Raw genomic sequence first — 21,368 nt, forward strand, 5'->3', positions numbered from 1 at the left:
GCGGGGGAGCGGGCTCAATCCGAATTCCGTCTCCCCAGTGGGAGAGAACCGGGTTCAGTCCAATTCCCCCTCTCCCCTATGGGGAGAGGGCCGGGGTGAGGGGCAAGATTTACTTAGTGATACGTCCCTGAGCATCCTTCAGCGCCGCATCAACGGTCTGGCGGCCGCTAACGGCGTTGATAACCGCGGTGCGTACGGCATACCAGAAGGCAGACATCTGAGGAATATTAGGCATAATCTCGCCCTTCTGGGCGTTATTCATGGTGGCAGCAATGCGGGGATCTTTCGCCAACTGCTCCTGGAACGATTTCAGCGCCACGGCACCGAGCGGTTTGTCCTTGTTCACATCCGCCAGACCCTGGTCGGTCAACAGGTAGTTCTCAAGGAACTCTTTCGCCAGTTCTTTATTCGGGCTGGCGGCGTTGATACCGGCGCTCAGGACGCCGACAAACGGTTTAGACGGCTTGCCTTTAAAGGTAGGCAGCAGCGTCACGCCGTAGTTGATTTTGCTCTTATCGATATTGGACCAGGCCCACGGGCCGTTGATCGTCATCGCCGTGTCGCCTTTGTTAAACGCGGCTTCGGCAATGGAGTAGTCGGTGTCGGCGTTCATCTGCTTGTTCTTGATCATATCGACCAGGAAGCTCAGGCCGGCTTTTGCCCCCGCGCTGTCTACGCCCACATCTTTCACATCATATTTGCCGTTTTCGAACTTGAAGGCATACCCGCCGTCTGCCGCAATTAGCGGCCAGGTGAAGTACGGTTCCTGCAGGTTGAACATCAGCGCGCTCTTACCTTTGGCCTTCAGCTCTTTATCCAGGGCGGGGATCTCCTCCCAGGTTTTCGGCGGGTTTGGAACCAGGTCTTTGTTATAAATCAGCGACAGCGCCTCTACCGCAATCGGGTAAGCGATGAATTTGCCGTTGTAACGTACGGCGTCCCAGGTAAACGGATAGAGTTTGTCCTGGAAGGCTTTGTCTGGGGTGATTTCGGCCAAAAGGCCGGACTGCGCATAGCCACCGAAGCGGTCGTGAGCCCAGAAGATAATGTCCGGGCCATCGCCGGTTGCCGCCACCTGTGGAAATTTCTCTTCAAGCTTATCAGGATGTTCAATGGTGACTTTAATACCGGTATCTTTCTCAAACTTCTTACCGACTTCGGCCAGGCCGTTGTAGCCCTTATCGCCGTTAATCCAGATGACCAGTTTGCCTTCTTCGATTTTTGCCAGTGCAGAGGCGGAAAGCATCATCGTTGCCAGGGCTGACAAAGCGAGAACGCGGGCGCCGGTTTTCATTTTCATGTTCCCATCCTTTTGAGTGGTGGTGTGTGCTTCATAGGGGAGTGCAGATTCACGGTGCTAAGTCTGCGGAGATGGCAAGCGCTTCTCATCCTCCTTTGCTCTACGCCCCTGGGCAGTTATCTGTGATCTACTTTGCATAACTCAGCGTTATGTGTCCTGGCGCACATAAAAACGCAGCGAAAACTGAAGCCGCGATCACGAAAATCCCTTGTGCCGCCTGCAACCGGTTGCAGATACCACGCTCTCATCCTCCCGCCTCCTCCCCCATAAAAAAGCCATAGGGCGGAGGATTTACCAAATGTAGCTATCCCTCATAGTCGGACACATCTTGAATCACCTGTCCGACGGCAGGCGGCAGTAATGAGGGAGTGGTAATGGCGAGCGTGCAGCTACGGAACGTAACAAAAGCCTGGGGTGACGTGGTGGTGTCGAAAGACATCAATCTCGACATCAATGAGGGAGAGTTTGTGGTTTTTGTCGGGCCATCTGGCTGCGGTAAATCAACGCTGCTGCGAATGATCGCAGGCCTTGAAACCATCACCAGCGGCGAGCTGCTGATTGGTGAAAAACGGATGAATGACACCCCACCCGCCGAGCGTGGCGTGGGCATGGTCTTTCAGTCATACGCCCTCTATCCCCACCTCTCCGTCGCCGAAAACATGTCCTTTGGCCTGAAGCTTGCCGGGGCAAAAAAAGACGAGATCAACCAGCGCGTGAATCAGGTTTCCGAAACCTTACAGCTCGCGCATTTGTTGGAGCGCCGCCCTAAGGCGCTGTCCGGTGGGCAACGTCAGCGCGTCGCGATTGGCCGAACCCTGGTGGCGGAGCCGCGAGTGTTCCTGCTGGATGAGCCGCTTTCCAACCTGGATGCCGCGCTGCGCGTGCAGATGCGCATTGAGATCTCCCGCCTGCACAAGCGCCTGGGCCGCACGATGATTTACGTGACCCACGACCAGATTGAGGCGATGACCCTGGCCGACAAAATCGTCGTGCTGGATGCCGGCCGGATTGCGCAGGTCGGGAAACCGCTAGAACTGTATCACTACCCGGCAGACCGCTTTGTGGCGGGCTTTATCGGGTCGCCAAAAATGAACTTCCTGCCGGTAAAAGTGACCGCGACGGCCATTGATCAGGTGCAGGTGGAATTGCCTAACCGTCAGCATGTCTGGCTGCCGGTGGAAAGCCGCAACGTTCAGGTGGGGGCCAATATGTCACTTGGCATTCGCCCGGAACACCTGCTGCCGAGCGACATTGCTGATGTCACCCTTGAAGGGGAAGTGCAGGTCGTTGAGCAGTTGGGACATGAGACTCAGATTCACATCCAAATCCCCGCCATTCGTCAAAACCTGGTTTACCGCCAGAACGACGTGGTGTTGGTAAAAGAGGGTGCCACATTCGCTATTGGCCTGCCGCCAGAGCGCTGTCATCTGTTCCGAGAAGATGGCACCGCATGTCGTCGGTTGCATCAAGAGCCCGGCGTTTAAGCATTCCCATAAAAAAGAAAAGCAATGATCTCAGGAGATAGAATGATGATTACTCTGCGCAAACTCCCACTGGCGGTCGCCGTGATTGCAGGCATCGTGTCTGCACAGGCCGGCGCCGTTGACTTCAAGGGCTATGCACGTTCTGGTATTGGCTGGACAGGCAGCGGCGGCGAGCAGCAGTGTTTTAAAGCGACAGGTGCCGGTTCTAAATACCGTCTGGGTAACGAATGTGAAACTTATGCTGAAGTTGAGTTAGGTCAGCAAGTTTGGCAAGAAGGCGAAAAAAGCTTCTACGTTGACACCATGATTGGCTATGCCACCAGCCAGCTGAACGACGTTGAAGACACCGACGGCGGCCCGCGTGTACGCCAGATGAACGTCGTGGGTAAAAACCTGATCGACGCGCTGCCGGGCGCGAACATTTGGGCAGGTAAGCGTTATTACAAACGCCATGACGTGCACATGATCGACTTCTACTACTGGGATATCTCAGGCCCTGGCGGCGGTATCGAAGATATCGATCTGGGCTTCGGTAAACTCTCCCTGGCCGCAACCCGTAACGGTGAAGCCGGTGGTTCAGAGGCCTTTATCAACGGTTCTACCAAAAATAAAGACCTGGCGAACGATATCTTTGATATTCGTTTAGGCCAGATGCAAGTTAACCCGGGCGGTTCTCTGGAAGTTGGTTTTGACTACGGCCGTGCAAACACCACCAAGCACTACGATTTTGTTGAGCAGGATGCGACTAAAAATGGTTGGTTGGGAACCGTAGAGCATACCCAGACCTTCCTCGGCACCAGCCTGAACAAATTTGTGGTGCAGTACGGCACCAACGCCATGGCGCAGACCAACGGTACCGGTCGTCCGGATACTTCCAGAAACAACGATGGCAAAATGCTGCGCGTCATTGACCACGGGGCTATCGACTTCAACGATACCTGGGGCCTGATGTATGTGGGTATGTACCAGGATATCAACCGCGATGATAACAACGGCACCAAATGGTGGACCGTGGGCGTTCGTCCTATGTACAAATGGACGCCAATCATGAGCACCTTGCTGGAAGTGGGTTACGACAACGTGAAGTCTCAGCTGACCGACAAGAGCAACAATCAGTACAAAATCACCCTGGCGCAACAGTGGCAGGCGGGCAACAGCATCTGGTCTCGTCCGGCTATTCGCGTCTTCGCGACCTACGCCAAGTGGGATGAGAAGTGGGGTTACTCTTCCAGTGACGCCAGCGATGCTAACTACGTAGCTGGCACGCCATCCGGCATTGCTTTCAGCGATACCAGCGCCCGTACCTTTAGCCGTGGCAACGATAGCGAAGTGACCTTCGGTATTCAGATGGAAGCCTGGTGGTAAGTTAACCCACTGCGCGGGTGCTTAGCGCCCGCCAGTTTCACATGCCTGACCCGTCTCTTTTTTGCCTGAAGGAGGCGGGTTCGCTTCGAGGATAAAACAATGAAAAAACATCTTCTTGCGCTTTGCCTGCTTCCCGTTCTGGGCCTATCGTCCGTGCCGGCTTCTTTTGCCGCCAACACGGCGATTAACCCACAGAATGTCTCTACCGCACCGTCTATTCCTGCGGACAAATTACAAAGCCTGCCATGGGTTCCGTTGATACCTCCCGTCAGCCAGGACGTGGTGCTGAGCGCCTCTTCGGCCAGCATTAATGTCGGAGAGCTCACCGGGAGTGTGGCCGCCTTCGTGCTGCCAGCGGATCAGGGCTCACTGGAAATCACGTTGTCCAGCGTGGTTAAAGACCTGAGCGTTTATGCGCCAAACGTTCTGATTCTCGACGGGCAGATGCAGCCTTCTGCTTTCTTCCCGAGCAGTTACTTCCAGTACCAGAAACCGGGCATGACCTCCGGCAACCGTCTGGAAAACGTCATGAAACTGACCCCTATGATGGGGCAGAAACAGATCTACATGCTGGTGTACACCACGAAACACGATCTGACGGAAACGACCCGCATGATCAACCCGGCGAAGCTTTATGCTGAAGGGGCAAGCAACGCCATTCCTGATGTGGCCGATCCGATTGCTAGCCACAGTGGGCAAGGTACCCTGACGGTGAAGCTGAAAACCGAACAAAACAGCGGCAACATCATGATCGGTAAGATCTTTGGTGGATCCGATACCAAACCTGTTGTGGTCGGTAACGTAGCGCCACCGACGGCCTACTCTGCACCGGCCGCTGCACCAGCACCAGCACCAGTGGCAGCGCCAGCTCCGGCGCCTGCCGCGAAAAGCGAGCCAATGCTCAATGATACGGAAAGCTATTTTAACCGCGCCATTAAACAGGCGGTGGATAAAGGCGACATTGATAAAGCCCTGAAACTGCTGAATGAAGCCGAGCGTCTGGGTTCCACCTCCGCCCGTAAAACTTTTATCAGCAGTGTAAAAGGCAAGGGGTAACCATTTCCCCACGTTGCTGATGCTTGAAGTATTGGTGCGCTCAGGCGCACCTTTTTTTCTGTAGCCTAAAAACTTTAAGTTGCTGTTGCTCAATTGTTGCGGTATTTGCCGCGTGTGTTGCCATTGTCTGCCCGCACAGAGATGTTCTGCGTTACAATGCCATCAGGTTATGTATCGGAGAGTATTCCCATGTCCGACGCGCTGTCGCCGTTGCGCGCCCTGAATTTCTACACGGAGGTCCCGCAAGGGCTTAGCTCCGCTTATCTCGACTGGTTATTGCTGGAAGATTCGATGACTAAACGCTTCGAACAGCACTGCCAAAAAGTCACCGTCCGCATCGTGCGCGAAGGTTTTGTCCCTGCTGGCAATGATTTGCCCGAAGCCGATTTATTACCTGCCTCTGCGCGTTACTGGCTGCGGGAAATTATCCTCTGCGGGGATGATGAACCCTGGCTGCTGGGGCGCACCGTGGTGCCTGAAAGCACGCTTGATGGCCCTGAGCTGGCTTTGCAAAAGCTTGGCGATACGCCGCTCGGGCGCTACCTTTTTAGTTCATCAACCCTGACGCGTGACTATATTGAGATTGGCCGCAGCGCCGAACTGTGGGGACGTCGTTCCCGACTGAGACTTTCCGGTAAGCCTTTGTTGCTGACCGAACTGTTCCTGCCGGCATCTCCGCTGTACGAAGAGGAAAAATAATGGAGTGGAGTCTTAAGCAGGGAAAACTGCTGGCTTATCACCGGTTAATGCGTACCGATAAGCCCATTGGCGCTTTGTTGCTGCTATGGCCCACGCTGTGGGCGCTGTGGGTGGCCACCCCGGGCTTACCCTCGCTGCTGAATCTGGTTGTTTTTATCGCTGGCGTCTGGCTGATGCGCGCCGCGGGCTGCGTGGTGAACGATTATGCCGACCGTAAATTTGATGGTCACGTAAAGCGTACCGCGCAGCGCCCGCTGCCCAGTGGCGCAGTTTCTGAGAAAGAAGCGAAGGCGCTATTCGCGGTGCTGGTGGGCCTGGCTTTCCTGCTGGTGCTGACGCTCAACACCATGACGATCTTGCTGTCCGTGGCCGGCCTGGCGCTGGCATGGGTGTATCCGTTTATGAAGCGCTATACCCATTTGCCTCAGGTGGTGCTGGGTGCGGCTTTTGGCTGGTCCATTCCTATGGCATTTGCCGCCGCCAGCGAATCGGTGCCGTTAAGCTGCTGGCTGATGTTCCTCGCTAACATTTGCTGGACTGTGGCGTACGACACGCAGTATGCGATGGTCGACCGCGACGACGACCTGAAGATTGGCATTAAGTCGACGGCGATCCTGTTTGGCCGCAACGATAAGCTGATCATCGGCCTGCTGCAAATCGCCACCATGCTGTTGATGGGCGTTGTGGGCTGGCTCAATGGGCTGGGTGGCACGTTCTACTGGTCAATTTTGCTGGCGGGCGGGCTGTTTGTGCACCAGCAGAAGCTGATCGCCAAACGCGAGCGCGAAGGCTGCTTTAAAGCGTTTATGAACAATAACTATGTCGGGCTGGTGCTGTTCCTGGGCCTGGCGTTGAGCTACCTGCATTTCTGAGTCAGTCTTCAGGCAATAAAAAAAGGCGGGTTAATCACCCGCCTTTTTCGTTTCTGCTGAATTAAGAAACCGCGTCCTGGGAAGCGGAGCTCTCAATCGTCAGACGTACGTCCGAGGTCACAAGATCGGCCAGCATCTGGTAAACCTTGATGGTTTCGGTCGCGTCTGCATCACCGGTATCGCTGATATAGCCTTCATCGCGCAGGGTAAGCACCAGCGAGGTAAAGACCGCTTTATCAAAGAATTCCGGGGCGTTAATGCCGTGCAGAACGGACAGTCGCTGCGCCACCGTGCGGCTTTCGCGTTCCAGCGTTCCGCGGTTGATCGACGGGTTGGCGCTCAACTGCCAGAAGGTGATGGCATACCGCTGGATTGTCTCGCGCACGCCCGCCGCCAGAAGCTGCAGAGTGCGTGAACGGTGAGGGTTGATCTGCACTTCGTCACCGACAACCATGACCAGATCCTGACGCTCCATCTCCGCGATCAGCGCATCAATTTCTCTGCCCAGCTCGCTTTTTTCCCAACGCAGGAACAGCTCGGCTTTCAGCATCGGGTAAACAACTTCTATCTGACGCAGCAGCTCTGCGCGCGAGATGTGGCGATGCTGAGTGATGATGGACGCCATCAGCGACGGCAGCACCAGCATGTGCATGATGTTGTTGCGGTAATAGGTCATCAGCACGGCCTGCTCGCGCGGCAGAATGATGATGTCACCGATGGTGTCTTTCTCCACCTCGAACTTGTTCATCTGCAGCGCGTGGTCGATCAGCGCGTCAGCGGAAACCGTTGGTGCGGTGGCATCCGGAGAATACGGCACGTTACGCAGCAGGTTCAGGTAGCAGTCGAGCTGTTCGGTAAGCTGTTCACGGGTCAGCGAACGCTGGCGTGAAGCAAGCAGCGCGGTACAGCACAGGTTCATGGCGTTAGCGGCCCCTGCGTTGTTGATACGCACCATGATATCGGCAGCGATATCATTCACCGTTGGCGTCAGCCAGGCCGGGCGAATTGCTTCTATCGGATCGATAGAGTCTTTCCATTCCGGAACATGCTGGTTCAGGTAGGTCATCAGCGGCAGCGGTTCGCCGAAGTTAACGTAACCCTGGCCGAGGTTGCGCAGCTTACTCAGGCCGCGCACCATCTGCATGAAGCTCTCTTTTTCTTTGGTCGCACCGCGTAGCTCTTTCGCGTAAGTGCCCACTTCCATGACGTGCTCGTACCCGATGTAAATCGGCACCAGAGTGATCGGGCGGGTGCCGCCACGTAGCATGGCCTGAATGGTCATCGACAGCGTGCCAGTCTTAGGATCCAGCAAACGGCCGGTACGGGAGCGGCCACCCTCGACAAAGTATTCAACGGAATAGCCGCGGCTGAACAGCTCGCCCAGATATTCGCGGAATACCGTGGAGTAAAGCTTGTTGCCCTTGAAGGTACGGCGAATAAAGAACGCGCCCAGGCGGCGGAAAATCGGGCCGGCTGGCCAGAAGTTCAGGTTGATCCCGGCGGCAATGTGCGGCGGAACCAGCCCCTGGTGATAAAGCACGTAGGAAAGCAGCAAATAGTCCATGTGGCTGCGGTGGCAGGGCACATAGACGATTTCGTGGCCATCATGGGCAAGCTGACGCACGCGTTCGGCGTTATGCACGTTAATGCCCTGATAGAGGCGGTTCCAGGTTAAACCTAAAACGCGGTCCGTCAGACGTACGGCTTCGTAGGAGAAGTTCGCGGCAATCTCTTCCATCAGCGCGACGGCATTTTGCTGCGCTTTTTCGTGGGAGATTTTCTTGCTGCGGGCTTCATCTTCTACCGCGCGGGCAATCGCTTTTGACGCCAGCAGCTTGTTGAAGAGATCCTGGCGGACCGGCAGGCGCGGGCCAACGGCGGCCAGGCGCTGGCGGGCAAAGTGAGTGCGCGCCACGCGAGCCAATTTTTGGGCAATAATCTTGTCCGTGCCGTGTTCGGTTGCCATGCGGCGAAGCGAAACCGGCGGCGAGAAACGCACGAAGCTATCGCGACCCAGCCAGGAAACCGCAAAGAATTTCTGGACGCCGTTCAGCGTGCGTAAAGGCGGGTTGATTTCCCCTTTTTCGCGCCCTGGCGAGCGGCCGAACATCACGGAAACCGGCACCATCTGTACATCGAGATCGGGATTGCTGCGGTGCAGATCCAGATAATCGTGGAACAGTTTTACCGACTCTTCTTTTGGCGTGTAATAGGTGAAGACGCGCGGCCCGCCGTGGATAAACACGTAGCGCGGCAGCAGTACGCCGTCAATTTCCAGAGGTTCCAGCGGGTCGGGCAGATCGTGATCCAGACATTGGGCACGCAGCGTCAGTAAGTCTGCCTTAGAATTGTAGGGCAGGACGTACATGATGGGGCGTGAAGGGTCCAGACCGAGTTCGGTTTGGGGATCCGCCGGGATAGACTTGCTCTTTACCAGAACGCTTAATGGTAAATTCAGTAATTTGTAGTAAATTCTTGGCCAGCCTGACATAAATGATGTAAAGCCTCAGGTTAATAATGCAAATGCGCCGCAAGGATATCAGAAACTCTGGGGAATTTCTGTGGCGCTGCGATTTAGACTCAGTGAGCATTGACGCTCAATATTTAAAAAGGTTTCCTTGAATGGCGAATAATACCACCGGCATCACCCGCATTATTAAGGCTGCAGGCTACTCGTGGAAGGGGTTGCGTGCGGCCTGGATCAACGAAGCCGCCTTTCGTCAGGAGGGTGTAGCGGCGGTCATCGCTATCATCATCGCCTGCTGGCTGGACGTGGACCCCATCACGCGTATTTTACTGATTGGCTCGGTTGTTTTGGTGATGATTGTCGAAATCCTCAACAGCGCCATTGAAGCGCTGGTTGACCGTGTCGGCACCGAGTACCACGAGCTTTCAGGGCGAGCCAAAGATATGGGTTCCGCCGCCGTATTGATAGCGATTATCCTTGCGGTTGCAACCTGGGCCACCTTGCTTTGGTCACATTTGCGATAGCCCTTCCAGAACAGTTTAAGTCGCTGGTTTTTTGCTTAATTTGTGGTTTCAAAATCGCCCGGGGCTGTATATACTCACAGCATAACTGTATAAACACCCAGGGGGCGGAATGAAAGCACTAACTACCAGGCAGCAAGAGGTGTTTGATCTCATTCGGGATCATATCAACCAGACCGGCATGCCACCTACGCGCGCCGAAATTGCACAACGTCTGGGGTTCCGTTCTCCAAACGCCGCGGAAGAGCATCTTAAAGCGCTGGCACGTAAAGGTGCCATCGAGATTGTTTCTGGTGCATCACGCGGCATTCGTCTGCTGGTTGAAGAAGAAAATGGCCTGCCGCTGGTGGGCCGTGTTGCCGCCGGTGAGCCGCTGCTGGCGCAACAGCACATCGAAGGCCACTACCAGGTTGACCCTTCTCTGTTCAAGCCGAATGCCGATTTCCTGCTGCGCGTCAGCGGCATGTCGATGAAAGATATCGGCATCATGGACGGTGATTTATTAGCCGTTCACAAAACCCAGGACGTGCGTAATGGCCAGGTCGTTGTCGCGCGTATCGACGATGAAGTGACCGTAAAACGCCTGAAAAAGCAGGGCAATACCGTGCACCTGCTGCCGGAAAACAGCGAATTCCAGCCTATTGTGGTCGATCTTCGCGAGCAGAATTTTAGCATTGAAGGCCTGGCCGTCGGGGTGATCCGCAACGGTGAATGGCTGTAACACCTCTTCCGGTGGTGCGGTAACTCTGCCGTGCCACCTGCCTTAAACACCTCTCTTTTTTCCTCTGGATCATTCCCATGCGATTCTTTTCGTCAACGGATGGTGCGCTGTGGCGGCTTGCGCTGCCGATGATTTTTTCCAATATCACCGTTCCGTTACTGGGCCTGGTCGATACGGCGGTCATTGGCCATCTTGATAGCCCGACCTATCTTGGCGGGGTAGCTATCGGCGCCACGGCGACCAGTTTCCTCTTTATGCTGCTGCTTTTTCTGCGCATGAGCACCACCGGGTTAACGGCACAGGCGTTTGGTGCGAACGATCCACAGCGGCTGGCGCGCGCACTGGTTCAACCCCTGATGTTGGCGATGATAGCCGGGCTGGCTATCGTGGTCCTGCGTTATCCACTGATCAACCTTGCGCTGCACGTTGTTGGCGGCAATGACGAGGTGTTGTATCAGGCAAGGCGGTTCCTGGAGATCCGCTGGCTTAGCGCCCCGGCCTCACTGGCTAACCTCGTGCTGTTAGGCTGGTTGTTGGGCGTTCAGTATGCGCGGGCGCCGGTCATCCTGTTGGTCGTCGGCAATTTGATTAATATCGTGCTCGACCTCTGGCTGGTGATGGGGCTGCACATGAACGTGCAGGGGGCGGCGCTGGCCACGGCGGTGTCCGAATATGCGACGTTTATCATCGGCCTGGTGATGGTGCGGAAGGTACTGAAGCTGCGGGGCATCAGTTGGGCTCGTCTCAAAACGGCCTGGCAAGGGGACTTACGCAAGCTGCTGGCCCTTAACCGCGATATCATGCTGCGTTCGCTGCTGCTGCAAATTTGCTTTGCTTCAATCACCATTTTTGGTGCGCGTCTCGGCAGCGAAATTGTTGCCGTTAACGCCGTGCTGATGACGCTGTTGACCTTTACCGCCTATGCGCTGGACGGTTTTGCTTACGCCGTAGAAGCCCATTCAGGGCAGGCTTACGGGGCGCGTAACCGTGGGCAGTTGCTCGAAGTTTGGGGGGCTGCGTGCAGGCAGGCGGGGCTGGTTGCGATAGCATTTGCCGCTATTTATGCTTTTGCTGGGGAGCAAATTGTCGCGCTGCTTACCTCCCTGCCGGAGCTTCGTGTTCTGGCAAATCATTACCTTGCCTGGCAGGTTGTTTTGCCGGTCGTGGGCGTTTGGTGTTACCTGCTGGACGGTATGTTTATCGGCGCGACGCGGGGTGCCGAAATGCGTAACAGCATGGCGGTTGCGGCGCTGGGCTTTGGCGTGACGATGTTTACGCTGCCTTTGTGGGGTAACCACGCCCTGTGGCTGTCTCTGGCGGTGTTTCTGGCCTTGCGTGGCCTGTCGCTGGGCGTCATCTGGCGGCGCCACTGGCGTAATAACACCTGGTTCGCTACATCGGGCGGCCATTGATCGAACCTCCTGGCCTTCGTTAACCCTGCTCCTGTCGTGCTGATTTCTCGTTTCTAAGACGAGGAATCAGCGTTCCATCGCTTTTAAGAATGGTTAAAGATTCTGAGTTTTAAATGTAACTCGGAATCCTTGTCTACAATTACCTTTACATCCAGCAGACAGTGGGTGTGTTCCAGAAAGTCAGCATCCTGCAGCCCGGATGCGAAAATCTAAACCGAACGATGAGGAGATGATGATGAATAAGGACGAAATCGGCGGTAACTGGAAGCAGTTCAAAGGCACGATCAAAGAGAAATGGGGTAAGCTGACCGATGACGATATGACCGTCATCGAAGGGAAGCGTGACCAGCTAGTGGGTAAAATCCAGGAACGCTATGGCTACGCCAAAGACCAGGCAGAGAAAGAAGTGAAGGACTGGGAGTCCGGGAGCAATTACCGCTGGTAATCTGGCGGACCCTCAAATGTGCTAATCAGTAAGTAAGACCAATCCTGCCCGGGTACAGGGATGTACCACTCCCTCTTAACGCTTTTTCTTCGGCTGCACTGAATGATCGTGATCGCAGGCGCCGTGGTGGCTACAGGCTTCAACTTCCGAGCAATCAGCGCACAATCCGTGGGCTTCAATCACGTTATGGCGCAGGGCAAACCCCATTTTGGACGCCAGTTTCTGCATAATATCTTCCACACCCTGAGCGGCCTGCTCTTTCACGGCCCCACATCTGTCGCAGATAAACATGGCGGAAGAGTGGGTTGGATGATCGATAAAATTACACAACACGTAACTGTTGTTGGATTCCACGCGGTGCACAAAACCCTGCTCCAGCAGAAAATCCAGCGCGCGATAAACCGTTGGAGGCTTAGCCTGTGGCTCGCTAACGCGCAGGAGATCCAGCAGATCATAAGCGCTGATGGCCCCGGTTTGCTCGGCCATCAGGCGCAAAACCTCGAGACGCTGTGGCGTCAGGCGTACATTGCGTTGCAGGCAGAGCTTTTCAGCCTGAGCTAACACGTTTTGCGAAGTTGTGGTATCCATCAGCCTCTCCCGGTCATTGACGCAATACTTTACCATAATGCGGATAAAACGCCGAATCCTGGTACATACTGACCCTATCTACCCAGGAGGAAGTGATGCAAAAACCTGATTGTATTCGTCACTGGCGCGAGCTGGAAGGCGAGGATGACGCAACTTACCCGGACAGCGCGGAGCTGTTTTCTATTGGCGCTCCTCTGGCCCGTAATTTCGGTTTAACCCGCCTTGGGATTCACCATGAGCGTATTCCTCCGGGCCGCAGAACCTCTTATCCCCACGCGGAAAGCAGCGAAGAAGAGTTTGCGTATGTGCTCGAAGGGCACCCCGAAGTGTGGATCAACGGTCATCTTTGGGCGCTCGAGCCGGGCGATAGCGTGGGATTTCCTGCCGGAACCGGCATTTGCCATACCTTTATTAATAATACCGAACAGGATGTGCGGCTATTAGTCGTAGGTGAAGCCAATAAAGCCGAAAATAAAATTTATTACCCGCTAAATCAGTCTTATGCCGTGCAGCGGCAGGATCGTTGGATAGATCATCCGCCTCAATTCTTTGGCCCGCACAACGGTCTTCCTTCACGAAAGCCGAAGGGTAAACTATAAATTAATTAGCATGGAAACAATAAGACGTTAACCCTAAGGATATATCTGGGATCCTGATGGTTCAAATATCCATCTTTTTATCGCGCTATTCACAGCAATAGTCTGCCTCTGTTCAGTCATAACTGTCAGGGGCGAATTACTTCATCTGACAATCAGACAGGCGTGCTGTGAATGAATAAAATAAAATCTTCGGTGGCGACACTCGCCGCAACCTTCTTTATTGCCCATCAGGCCGGGGCAGCAGGGACCTGGTCCGAAGCGCGAAACGATGCGATGGGGGGCACCGGCGTGGCTTCGGCTAATTATGGCAGCGGCGTATTAATCAACCCGGCGCTATTAGCCCGGTCCAAACCAGACGACAATATTACCGTTATTTTACCGTCTGTCGGGGCGCAAATAACGGATAAAGACAACCTTCAGGATCGCATCGACGGCATCAGCGACAAAGTTGATAACTATAAACAATCTATTGGGTCGTTGACGCTGCGGGATATTCTTTTTAATCCGAACGGAACGTTAAATCAGTTTCGCAGCGCAGCAGGAGATTTAGCAGGGGAACTCGAAGATTTGCGGGGCGATACGGCAAGGGCCAAAGCCGCCGCGGGGATTGCGGTTAGCATCCCAAATGACACTCTCTCCGTGGCTTTCGTCACTAAAGCTTACGCCCGAGCGAAAGTCAGCTCTGATATCGATCAGAACGACATCAATTACCTGCGAAGTATCCAAAACTCCAGCGCGGTAGCGGGAGAGGTGGCGTTTGATGCGCTGCAAAATGGTTCCGGTCAGATTACCCGTAACCTGAACTCAACCGCTTCCGGTCGCGCGGCCATTGTTTCTGATTATGGGATTGCTCTTGCCCACAAGTTTGACGTTGGCGGCGTGCCGGTGTCAGTTGGCGTCACGCCTAAGCTGCAGAAGACCTGGCTGTATAACTACACCACGTCCATTTACGACTATCGCAGCGGCGACTGGAAGAACAGTCAGTACCGCAACGATGACACTGGATTCAACCTTGACGCAGGCGTGGCGGCCGATTTTGGCGAGAACTGGACAGTCGGCCTGAGCGGCCAGAACCTGGTGTCCCGCGATATCGACACGAAAGATATTCGCATCATTAACGGGCGTACCGGCGAAGTACGGAACTACAAAGATACCTGGCAAATCAGCCCGCTGGTGACCGCCGGGGTAGCCTGGCATAACGAGCTGGTGACCCTGAGCGCGGACGGCGATCTGACCGAAACCAAAGGCTTTAAAAGCGAAGCCAACTCTCAGTATGTGGGTGTTGGCGCTGAGGTGAGGCCGCTTTCCTGGCTGGCGTTGCGTGCCGGCTATCGTGCGGATGTGAAAAGCAATGACAGCAACGTCTTTACCGGCGGGGTGGGGTTCGCGGCAGGCAAACACGTCAATATCGATTTGATGGGCCTGTACGGCGAAGACCAAACCTGGGGCGCGGGGGCGCAGTTGAGCGTGGCCTTCTGATGCTGAATGCCGGGGCAGCCTGATGCCCCGGCGCTGCTTTATGCTATAGTAGCGACCCTTTTTTAATCGTAGCCTGCGTAAACGTATGTCCTCACAAAGCAACCAGACTCCTTTCCAGCCGCACCGTTTCTCCATTGCGCCGATGCTCGACTGGACAGATCGCCACTGCCGCTATTTCCTGCGTCAGCTGTCCCGCCACACGCTGCTGTACACCGAAATGGTGACCACCGGGGCGATCATCCACGGTAAAGGGGACTATCTGGCCTATAGCGAAGAAGAACATCCGATTGCGCTGCAGCTTGGCGGCAGTGATCCTCAGGCGCTGGCACACTGTGCGAAACTCGCCGAAGCGCGCGGCTACGATGAAATTAACCTGAACGTGGGCTGCCCGTCTGACCGGGTGCAGAACGGGCGCTTTGGTGCTTGCCTGATGGGTGAAGCGCAGCTGGTTGCCGATTGTATTAAAGCGATGCGCGATGTGGTTTCTATTCCGGTGACGGTAAAAACCCGCATCGGCATTGATGATCAGGACAGCTACGAATTTCTCTGCGATTTCATTGGCACTGTGGCAGGCAAGGGCGAATGCGAGATGTTTATCATCCACGCGCGTAAAGCCTGGCTCTCTGGCCTGAGCCCAAAAGAAAACCGTGAAATTCCACCGCTGGATTACCCGCGCGTGTACCAGCTCAAGCGTGATTTCCCGCAGCTCACCATGGCGATTAACGGCGGGATTAAGACGCTGGAAGAAGCGAAAACCCACCTCGAGCATCTCGATGGCGTGATGGTCGGGCGCGAGGCTTACCAAAACCCGGGCTTGCTGAAGACGGTTGACCGCGAAATTTTCGGGGCAGATGTTGCGGACAGCGATCCCGTTGCCGTGGTGCGAGCGATGTATCCATACATTGAACGCGAACTGGCAAACGGCACCTACCTGGGCCATGTAACTCGGCATATGCTTGGTTTATTCCAGGGAATACCGGGCGCGCGTCAGTGGCGCCGTTACTTAAGCGAAAACGCTCATAAAGCCGGGGCAGGCATTGAAGTGGTTGAACACGCGCTGTCTTTGGTTGCCGATAAGCGTCAGCTTTAGCCTTAAGGCCACCGGGAGAATTCAGGTATTGCGGAGCCGATCACAAGCCTGAACTTAATCCCGGTGGCGTCATTTCTTTTACTTATTAAATCTGCGACTATCCTTTCGCAGTAACAAGAATTCATCGCGCTGTACCCTACATACAGCACGAACAAAAAAGAAAGGGCTTCCTCCGGGAAGCCCTAATTCTTTCTGAATTTTGAGTGGGTTACGGAATTAACAGGCTTGAACCCTGCGTGGCACGGCTCTCCAGCGTCTGGTGTGCAAGCACCGCATCCTTCAGCGCAAATTTCTGGTTTTCCGCGACATCCACCTTAATCGCGCCGCTGGCGATCAGCGAAAACAACTCATGGCAGGCTTCATCGAACTCGGCGCGGGTGGTGAGATAGCCGTTCAGAGAAGGGCGAGTCACGTACAGCGATCCCTTCTGGTTCAGAATGCCCAGGTTCACGCCGGTCACCGGCCCGGAAGAGTTACCAAAGCTCACCATTAGCCCACGGCGCTGCAGGCAATCCAGCGACGCTTCCCAGGTCTCTTTCCCGACGGAGTCATACACGACTGCCACTTTCTTGCCGCCGGTCAGCTCTTTGACGCGCTCAGAGATATTTTCGTGCTGATAGTTGATGGTTTGCCACGCCCCGGCCTGCAAAGCGCGATCGGCCTTTTGTGCTGAACCGACGGTACCAATCAGTTTGGCGCCCAGCGCTTTCGCCCACTGGCAGGCAATTAAGCCCACGCCGCCCGCCGCCGCGTGGAACAGGAAGGTTTCATTGGCTTTAATTTCGTAGGTTTTACGCAGCAGGTAAAACACGGTCAGGCCTTTCAGGAAAGAAGCTGCTGCCTGTTCGAAAGAGATAGCATCCGGGATTTTAGCGACTTTATCGGCTGGCGCATTGTGAACGCTGCTGTATGCGCCCAGGCCAGACTGCGCGTAAACAACGCGATCGCCAACCTTCAGGTGAGTGACTTTGCTGCCGACCTTGTTGACAACGCCAGCCGCTTCGGTACCCAGCCCGCTCGGGAGCGCCGGTGGCGGATAGAGCCCGCTGCGGATATAGGTATCAATGTAGTTAATACCTATCGCTTTATTCTCAACCTGAACTTCGTTCTCCGCCGGATCTTTCGGCGTAAACTCAACGGCTTTCAATACTTCTGGCCCGCCGTGTTGGCTAAATTCGATGCGCGTTGCCATGGAAACTCCTTGTGTCGAAGAGTGACAAGAATGGTTATACTTCCCGGTCTCTCACTATGAATTTGGTAGCTCCCTCACTATGGCAGGAAATAAACCCTTCAACAAACCGAAAGAACCCCGCGACCGTCAGGTAGAAGGGCTGAAGATGCCGCCGCACTCGCTTGAGGCGGAGCAGTCGGTGTTGGGCGGTTTAATGCTGGATAACGAACGCTGGGACAACGTCGCCGAGCGCGTGGTCGCTAACGACTTCTTCAGCCGTCCGCACCGCATGATCTTTACCGAAATGCAGCGCCTGCTCGAAATGAGCAAACCCATCGACCTGATTACGCTTTCTGAATCCCTGGAGCTCCAGGGGCAGCTCGAGAGCGTCGGTGGTTTTGCTTATCTCGCGGAACTCTCTAAAAACACGCCAAGTGCGGCGAACATCAGCGCTTACGCGGATATCGTGCGCGAACGTGCGGTTGTGCGTGAAATGATTGCGGTCGCCAATGAAATTGCCGATGCCGGCTACGACCCGCAGGGGCGCACCAGTGAAGATTTGCTGGATCTGGCAGAATCCCGCGTTTTCCAGATTGCCGAAAACCGCGCTAACAAAGATGAAGGCCCGAAAAGCATCGACCAGATCCTGGAAGCCACGGTTTCCCGAATTGAGTCCCTCTACCAGACGCCGCACGACGGCGTCACGGGGGTGGATACCGGCTACCAGGATCTGAACAAGAAAACAGCGGGCCTCCAGCGCTCTGACCTGATTATCGTGGCCGCTCGTCCGTCGATGGGTAAAACCACTTTTGCGATGAACCTGTGCGAAAACGCCGCCATGCTGCAGGACAAACCGGTACTGATTTTCAGCCTCGAAATGCCCGGCGAGCAGATCATGATGCGTATGCTGGCGTCGCTGTCGCGCGTGGACCAGACCCGAATCCGTACCGGCCAGCTGGACGATGAGGACTGGGCGCGTATCTCCAGCACCATGGGCATTTTGCTCGAGAAGCGCAACATGTACATCGATGACTCTTCTGGCCTGACGCCAACCGAAGTGCGCTCCCGTGCCCGCCGTATCTACCGTGAGCATGAAGGTTTAAGCATGATCATGATTGACTACCTGCAGCTGATGCGCGTGCCGTCGCTGTCCGACAACCGTACGCTGGAGATCGCCGAGATTTCCCGCTCGCTCAAGGCGCTGGCAAAAGAACTTCAGGTTCCGGTGGTGGCGCTGTCGCAGCTTAACCGCTCCCTGGAACAGCGCGCCGACAAACGCCCGGTCAACTCTGACCTGCGTGAATCTGGGTCCATCGAGCAGGATGCCGACTTGATCATGTTTATCTATCGCGACGAGGTTTACCACGAAAACAGCGACCTGAAAGGTATCGCGGAAATCATCATCGGTAAGCAGCGTAACGGCCCGATCGGTACCGTACGCCTGACCTTTAACGGCCAGTGGTCACGCTTCGATAACTATGCCGGGCCGCAGTACGACGAAGAATAAAAATCCTCGTCATCCTTCAAGCCACAGCGGCGTGGGCTGCACTCTTACCCGAACCACTTACTTTAGTAAGCTCATTGGGCTGAGTTATTTTGCCGCCTTGCTGTGACCTGAATGATTTAGAGGATGGGTAGCATTTAATCCAAACACTGAGCAAGGAACGAACATGCAAGCGGCAACCGTCGTCATTAACCGCCGCGCTCTGCGACACAACCTGCAACGCCTCCGCGAACTGGCTCCGAACAGTCGCCTGGTGGCAGTCGTGAAAGCAAACGCCTATGGGCATGGTCTGCTGGAGACCGCCCGCACCTTAGAAAACGCCGATGCCTTCGGCGTGGCCCGCCTCGAAGAAGCCCTGCGCCTGCGGGAAGGTGGCATCACTAAACCCGTTCTGCTGCTGGAAGGGTTCTTCAATCCTGAAGACTTGCCGACGATTGCCGCCCAGAACTTCCAGACGGCGATCCACAGCATTCAACAGCTGGAAGCGTTAGAGCAGGCCGATCTCAGCCAGCCCATCACCATCTGGATGAAGCTGGACACCGGGATGCACCGCCTCGGCGTGCGCCCGGAAGAGGCCGAAGCTTTCTATCAGCGCCTGGCCGCCTGCAAAAACGTCAGCCAGCCGGTAAACGTGGTGAGCCACTTTGCCCGTGCCGATGAGCCGGAGTCCGACGCCACCCCGCGCCAGCTCGATATCTTTAATTCTTTCACTGCAGGCAAGCCGGGGCAGCGCTCTATCGCCGCCTCGGGCGGCATTCTGCTGTGGCCCGACTCGCATATGGACTGGGTTCGCCCCGGCATCATCCTGTACGGCGTTTCGCCGCTGGAACAAAAGCCGTGGGGTGAAGACTTTGGTTTCCAGCCGGTGATGTCTTTAACCTCAAGCCTGATCGCGGTTCGCGGCCATAAAGCCGGGGAGCCGGTCGGCTACGGTGGGACCTGGACTGCCGAGCGTGACACCTGCCTTGGCGTGGTGGCTATGGGCTACGGCGATGGTTACCCGCGCAGCGCGCCGTCCGGCACGCCGGTGCTGATCAATGGTCGCGAAGTGCCCATTGTGGGGCGCGTTGCCATGGACATGATTTGCGTCGATTTAGGCCCGGATGCCGCCGATAAACCGGGTGATAGCGCAGTGCTGTGGGGGGAAGGTTTGCCGGTCGAACGCATCGCCGAATATTCGAATGTAAGTGCTTACGAACTTATCACTCGCCTGACTTCAAGGGTAACAATGAAGTATCTGGACTGAGTGTCCTCGCCTGGTTTACAGTGGAAATCCGCGAACTGTAAACTAGGAGAACCTCACCGTGTTTCAAAAAGTTGACGCCTATGCTGGCGACCCGATCCTTTCCCTCATGGAACGCTTTAAAGTCGATCCGCGCAGCGACAAGGTCAACCTCAGCATCGGCCTCTATTACAATGAAGACGGGGTGATCCCGCAGTTACAGGCCGTGGCAGAAGCAGAAGCTCGCCTGAACGCGCAGGCTCACGGCGCCTCTCTCTATTTACCGATGGAGGGCCTGAACAGCTATCGCAGCGCCATCGCGCCGCTGCTGTTTGGTGCTAACCACCCGGCGCTGGTGGAAGGTCGCATTGCCACCGTGCAAACGCTCGGGGGGTCCGGTGCCTTAAAAATTGGCGCTGACTTCCTGAAAACCTATTTCCCTGATTCACAGGTGTGGGTCAGCGATCCAACCTGGGAAAACCACGTCGCCATCTTTGAAGGCGCGGGTTTCACCGTGAATACTTACCCGTGGTTCGACAGCGCAACCAACGGCGTGCGCTTTGAGGCGCTGCTGGAAAAACTGAATACGCTGCCTGAACTTAGCATCGTGCTGCTGCACCCTTGCTGCCACAACCCAACCGGCTCGGATCTCACCGACAGCCAGTGGGATGCCGTCACGGAAATTCTTAAAGCACGCAACCTGATCCCGTTCCTCGACATCGCCTATCAGGGCTTTGGCGCGGGCATGGAGCAGGATGCCTATGCCATCCGCGCCATCGCCTCCTCCGGGCAGCCGATGCTGGTCAGCAATTCCTTCTCTAAAATCTTCTCTCTCTATGGCGAACGCGTGGGCGGGCTTTCCGTAGTTTGCGAAAACAGCGATGCCGCAGGGCGAGTGCTAGGTCAGCTCAAAGCTACCGTGCGCCGCAACTACTCCAGCCCGCCGAACTTTGGGGCGCAGGTTGTGGCGACCGTTCTGAATGACGAGAAGCTGAAAGCAAGCTGGATTGCGGAAGTGGAAACCATGCGCGTGCGTATTCTGGAAATGCGCCAGGTGCTGGTGGAAGTGCTGACTAAAGCTGTGCCGGGGCGCAACTTTGACTACCTGGTGAAACAGCGCGGCATGTTTAGCTACACCGGGCTAAGCGCGGCTCAGGCCGACCGCCTGCGTGATGAGTTTGGCATTTACCTGCTCACCAGCGGTCGTATCTGCGTTGCCGGGCTTAATCACAGCAACGTTCAGCGCGTGGCGCAGGCGTTCGCTGCAGTGATGTAAGTGCTCGCTAACTTTATTTAGTTACCGCATGTTCTCTTTTTCCTCTCCCGTTTGGGAGAGGAAATTCCTGCTCTATTCTGTGACCCTGCCTATTTTC

The 21,368-nt window shown here is 55.5% G+C and carries 19 protein-coding genes; 15 read left to right on the forward strand and 4 right to left on the reverse strand.

All coding sequences use genetic code 11. The features are described 5' to 3' along the window. Window positions 1–109: 109 nt before the first annotated feature. On the reverse strand, window positions 110–1,300 hold the full coding sequence (malE, locus tag F3J26_RS07660; RefSeq protein WP_008455851.1) for a maltose/maltodextrin ABC transporter substrate-binding protein MalE: 1,191 nt from the start codon (window positions 1,298–1,300) through the stop codon (window positions 110–112). 374 nt (window positions 1,301–1,674) lie between these two features. Between malE and malK the strand changes: the two genes are divergently transcribed. From malK to ubiA, 5 genes are all read left to right on the forward strand, one after another. Further along, a complete protein-coding gene (gene malK / locus F3J26_RS07665; RefSeq protein ID WP_008455848.1) occupies window positions 1,675–2,784 on the forward strand; it encodes a maltose/maltodextrin ABC transporter ATP-binding protein MalK in 1,110 nt (369 codons plus the stop codon). A 42-nt stretch (window positions 2,785–2,826) separates the two neighbouring features. Then, window positions 2,827–4,149 carry a maltoporin gene (locus tag F3J26_RS07670; RefSeq protein ID WP_166993053.1) on the forward strand — a complete coding sequence of 441 codons (1,323 nt, stop codon included), beginning with the start codon at window positions 2,827–2,829 and terminating at the stop codon, window positions 4,147–4,149. 99 nt (window positions 4,150–4,248) lie between these two features. After that, window positions 4,249–5,205, forward strand: coding sequence for a maltose operon protein MalM (gene malM / locus F3J26_RS07675; protein ID WP_166993056.1), 957 nt, complete (start codon window positions 4,249–4,251; stop codon window positions 5,203–5,205). A gap of 189 nt (window positions 5,206–5,394) precedes the next feature. Beyond that, window positions 5,395–5,904, forward strand: a complete 510-nt coding sequence (gene ubiC / locus F3J26_RS07680; protein WP_008455844.1) for a chorismate lyase — start codon at window positions 5,395–5,397, stop codon at window positions 5,902–5,904. Then, window positions 5,904–6,776, forward strand: coding sequence for a 4-hydroxybenzoate octaprenyltransferase (gene ubiA, locus F3J26_RS07685; RefSeq protein ID WP_008455843.1), 873 nt, complete (start codon window positions 5,904–5,906; stop codon window positions 6,774–6,776). Before ubiC ends, ubiA begins: the two co-directional genes overlap by 1 nt. 61 nt (window positions 6,777–6,837) lie before the next feature. Here the strand turns inward: ubiA and plsB are convergent, their stop codons facing one another. Next, a complete protein-coding gene (plsB, locus tag F3J26_RS07690; RefSeq protein ID WP_008455842.1) occupies window positions 6,838–9,267 on the reverse strand; it encodes a glycerol-3-phosphate 1-O-acyltransferase PlsB in 2,430 nt (809 codons plus the stop codon). A 131-nt stretch (window positions 9,268–9,398) separates the two neighbouring features. Here plsB and F3J26_RS07695 point away from each other — a divergent pair, with 131 nt between their 5' ends. The 4 genes from F3J26_RS07695 to F3J26_RS07710 all read left to right on the forward strand — a co-directional run bounded on the left by F3J26_RS07695 (window position 9,399) and on the right by F3J26_RS07710 (window position 12,342). Beyond that, window positions 9,399–9,767, forward strand: coding sequence for a diacylglycerol kinase (locus tag F3J26_RS07695; protein ID WP_008455840.1), 369 nt, complete (start codon window positions 9,399–9,401; stop codon window positions 9,765–9,767). A gap of 109 nt (window positions 9,768–9,876) precedes the next feature. Beyond that, entirely contained in the window at window positions 9,877–10,485 is a 609-nt protein-coding gene (lexA, locus tag F3J26_RS07700; RefSeq protein WP_008455837.1) for a transcriptional repressor LexA, read from the forward strand. 77 nt (window positions 10,486–10,562) lie between these two features. Next, the gene (gene dinF, locus F3J26_RS07705) at window positions 10,563–11,897 is read left to right on the forward strand and encodes an MATE family efflux transporter DinF (RefSeq protein ID WP_166993059.1); all 1,335 of its coding nucleotides are present in this window, start codon (window positions 10,563–10,565) and stop codon (window positions 11,895–11,897) included. A 235-nt stretch (window positions 11,898–12,132) separates the two neighbouring features. Next, the gene (locus F3J26_RS07710) at window positions 12,133–12,342 is read left to right on the forward strand and encodes a CsbD family protein (RefSeq protein ID WP_008455833.1); all 210 of its coding nucleotides are present in this window, start codon (window positions 12,133–12,135) and stop codon (window positions 12,340–12,342) included. Window positions 12,343–12,417: 75 nt separating this feature from the next. On the opposite strand, the gene zur is transcribed toward F3J26_RS07710, so the two are convergent. Then, window positions 12,418–12,930, reverse strand: coding sequence for a zinc uptake transcriptional repressor Zur (gene zur, locus F3J26_RS07715; protein WP_008455832.1), 513 nt, complete (start codon window positions 12,928–12,930; stop codon window positions 12,418–12,420). A gap of 95 nt (window positions 12,931–13,025) precedes the next feature. Here zur and F3J26_RS07720 point away from each other — a divergent pair, with 95 nt between their 5' ends. The 3 genes from F3J26_RS07720 (at window position 13,026) to dusA (ending at window position 16,098) form a co-directional block, all read left to right on the forward strand. Then, entirely contained in the window at window positions 13,026–13,529 is a 504-nt protein-coding gene (locus F3J26_RS07720; RefSeq protein WP_008455830.1) for a cupin domain-containing protein, read from the forward strand. 171 nt (window positions 13,530–13,700) lie between these two features. Then, window positions 13,701–15,008, forward strand: coding sequence for a conjugal transfer protein TraF (locus F3J26_RS07725; protein WP_166993062.1), 1,308 nt, complete (start codon window positions 13,701–13,703; stop codon window positions 15,006–15,008). Window positions 15,009–15,093: 85 nt separating this feature from the next. After that, a complete protein-coding gene (gene dusA, locus F3J26_RS07730; RefSeq protein WP_166993065.1) occupies window positions 15,094–16,098 on the forward strand; it encodes a tRNA dihydrouridine(20/20a) synthase DusA in 1,005 nt (334 codons plus the stop codon). A gap of 208 nt (window positions 16,099–16,306) precedes the next feature. Here dusA and F3J26_RS07735 read toward each other — a convergent pair whose 3' ends face one another. Further along, entirely contained in the window at window positions 16,307–17,290 is a 984-nt protein-coding gene (locus F3J26_RS07735) for an NADPH:quinone reductase (protein ID WP_166993068.1), read from the reverse strand. Between the two features lie 79 nt (window positions 17,291–17,369). Between F3J26_RS07735 and dnaB the strand changes: the two genes are divergently transcribed. The 3 genes from dnaB to F3J26_RS07750 all read left to right on the forward strand — a co-directional run bounded on the left by dnaB (window position 17,370) and on the right by F3J26_RS07750 (window position 21,271). After that, window positions 17,370–18,776 (forward strand): replicative DNA helicase, encoded by a 1,407-nt coding sequence (gene dnaB / locus F3J26_RS07740; RefSeq protein WP_008455821.1) that lies wholly within the window; start codon window positions 17,370–17,372, stop codon window positions 18,774–18,776. A gap of 163 nt (window positions 18,777–18,939) precedes the next feature. After that, entirely contained in the window at window positions 18,940–20,019 is a 1,080-nt protein-coding gene (gene alr, locus F3J26_RS07745; protein ID WP_166993070.1) for an alanine racemase, read from the forward strand. Between the two features lie 58 nt (window positions 20,020–20,077). Further along, window positions 20,078–21,271 carry an aromatic amino acid transaminase gene (locus F3J26_RS07750; protein WP_166993074.1) on the forward strand — a complete coding sequence of 398 codons (1,194 nt, stop codon included), beginning with the start codon at window positions 20,078–20,080 and terminating at the stop codon, window positions 21,269–21,271. Window positions 21,272–21,368 lie beyond the last annotated feature (97 nt).

Origin of the sequence: Enterobacter sp. Ap-867 (assembly GCF_011752855.1) — a bacterium.
Taxonomy (GTDB): domain Bacteria; phylum Pseudomonadota; class Gammaproteobacteria; order Enterobacterales; family Enterobacteriaceae; genus Cedecea.

Coding starts and splice junctions, on each gene's coding strand:
- ubiC (WP_008455844.1), top strand. CDS start 5,395: ATGTCCGACGCGCTGTCGCCGTTGCGCGCCCTGAATTTCTACACGGAG.
- dnaB (WP_008455821.1), top strand. CDS start 17,370: ATGGCAGGAAATAAACCCTTCAACAAACCGAAAGAACCCCGCGACCGT.
- F3J26_RS07725 (WP_166993062.1), top strand. CDS start 13,701: ATGAATAAAATAAAATCTTCGGTGGCGACACTCGCCGCAACCTTCTTT.
- dinF (WP_166993059.1), top strand. CDS start 10,563: ATGCGATTCTTTTCGTCAACGGATGGTGCGCTGTGGCGGCTTGCGCTG.
- lexA (WP_008455837.1), top strand. CDS start 9,877: ATGAAAGCACTAACTACCAGGCAGCAAGAGGTGTTTGATCTCATTCGG.
- ubiA (WP_008455843.1), top strand. CDS start 5,904: ATGGAGTGGAGTCTTAAGCAGGGAAAACTGCTGGCTTATCACCGGTTA.
- F3J26_RS07735 (WP_166993068.1), bottom strand. CDS start 17,290: ATGGCAACGCGCATCGAATTTAGCCAACACGGCGGGCCAGAAGTATTG.
- F3J26_RS07670 (WP_166993053.1), top strand. CDS start 2,827: ATGATGATTACTCTGCGCAAACTCCCACTGGCGGTCGCCGTGATTGCA.
- malK (WP_008455848.1), top strand. CDS start 1,675: ATGGCGAGCGTGCAGCTACGGAACGTAACAAAAGCCTGGGGTGACGTG.
- zur (WP_008455832.1), bottom strand. CDS start 12,930: ATGGATACCACAACTTCGCAAAACGTGTTAGCTCAGGCTGAAAAGCTC.
- dusA (WP_166993065.1), top strand. CDS start 15,094: ATGTCCTCACAAAGCAACCAGACTCCTTTCCAGCCGCACCGTTTCTCC.
- F3J26_RS07710 (WP_008455833.1), top strand. CDS start 12,133: ATGAATAAGGACGAAATCGGCGGTAACTGGAAGCAGTTCAAAGGCACG.
- alr (WP_166993070.1), top strand. CDS start 18,940: ATGCAAGCGGCAACCGTCGTCATTAACCGCCGCGCTCTGCGACACAAC.
- F3J26_RS07695 (WP_008455840.1), top strand. CDS start 9,399: ATGGCGAATAATACCACCGGCATCACCCGCATTATTAAGGCTGCAGGC.
- malE (WP_008455851.1), bottom strand. CDS start 1,300: ATGAAAATGAAAACCGGCGCCCGCGTTCTCGCTTTGTCAGCCCTGGCA.
- plsB (WP_008455842.1), bottom strand. CDS start 9,267: ATGTCAGGCTGGCCAAGAATTTACTACAAATTACTGAATTTACCATTA.
- F3J26_RS07720 (WP_008455830.1), top strand. CDS start 13,026: ATGCAAAAACCTGATTGTATTCGTCACTGGCGCGAGCTGGAAGGCGAG.
- malM (WP_166993056.1), top strand. CDS start 4,249: ATGAAAAAACATCTTCTTGCGCTTTGCCTGCTTCCCGTTCTGGGCCTA.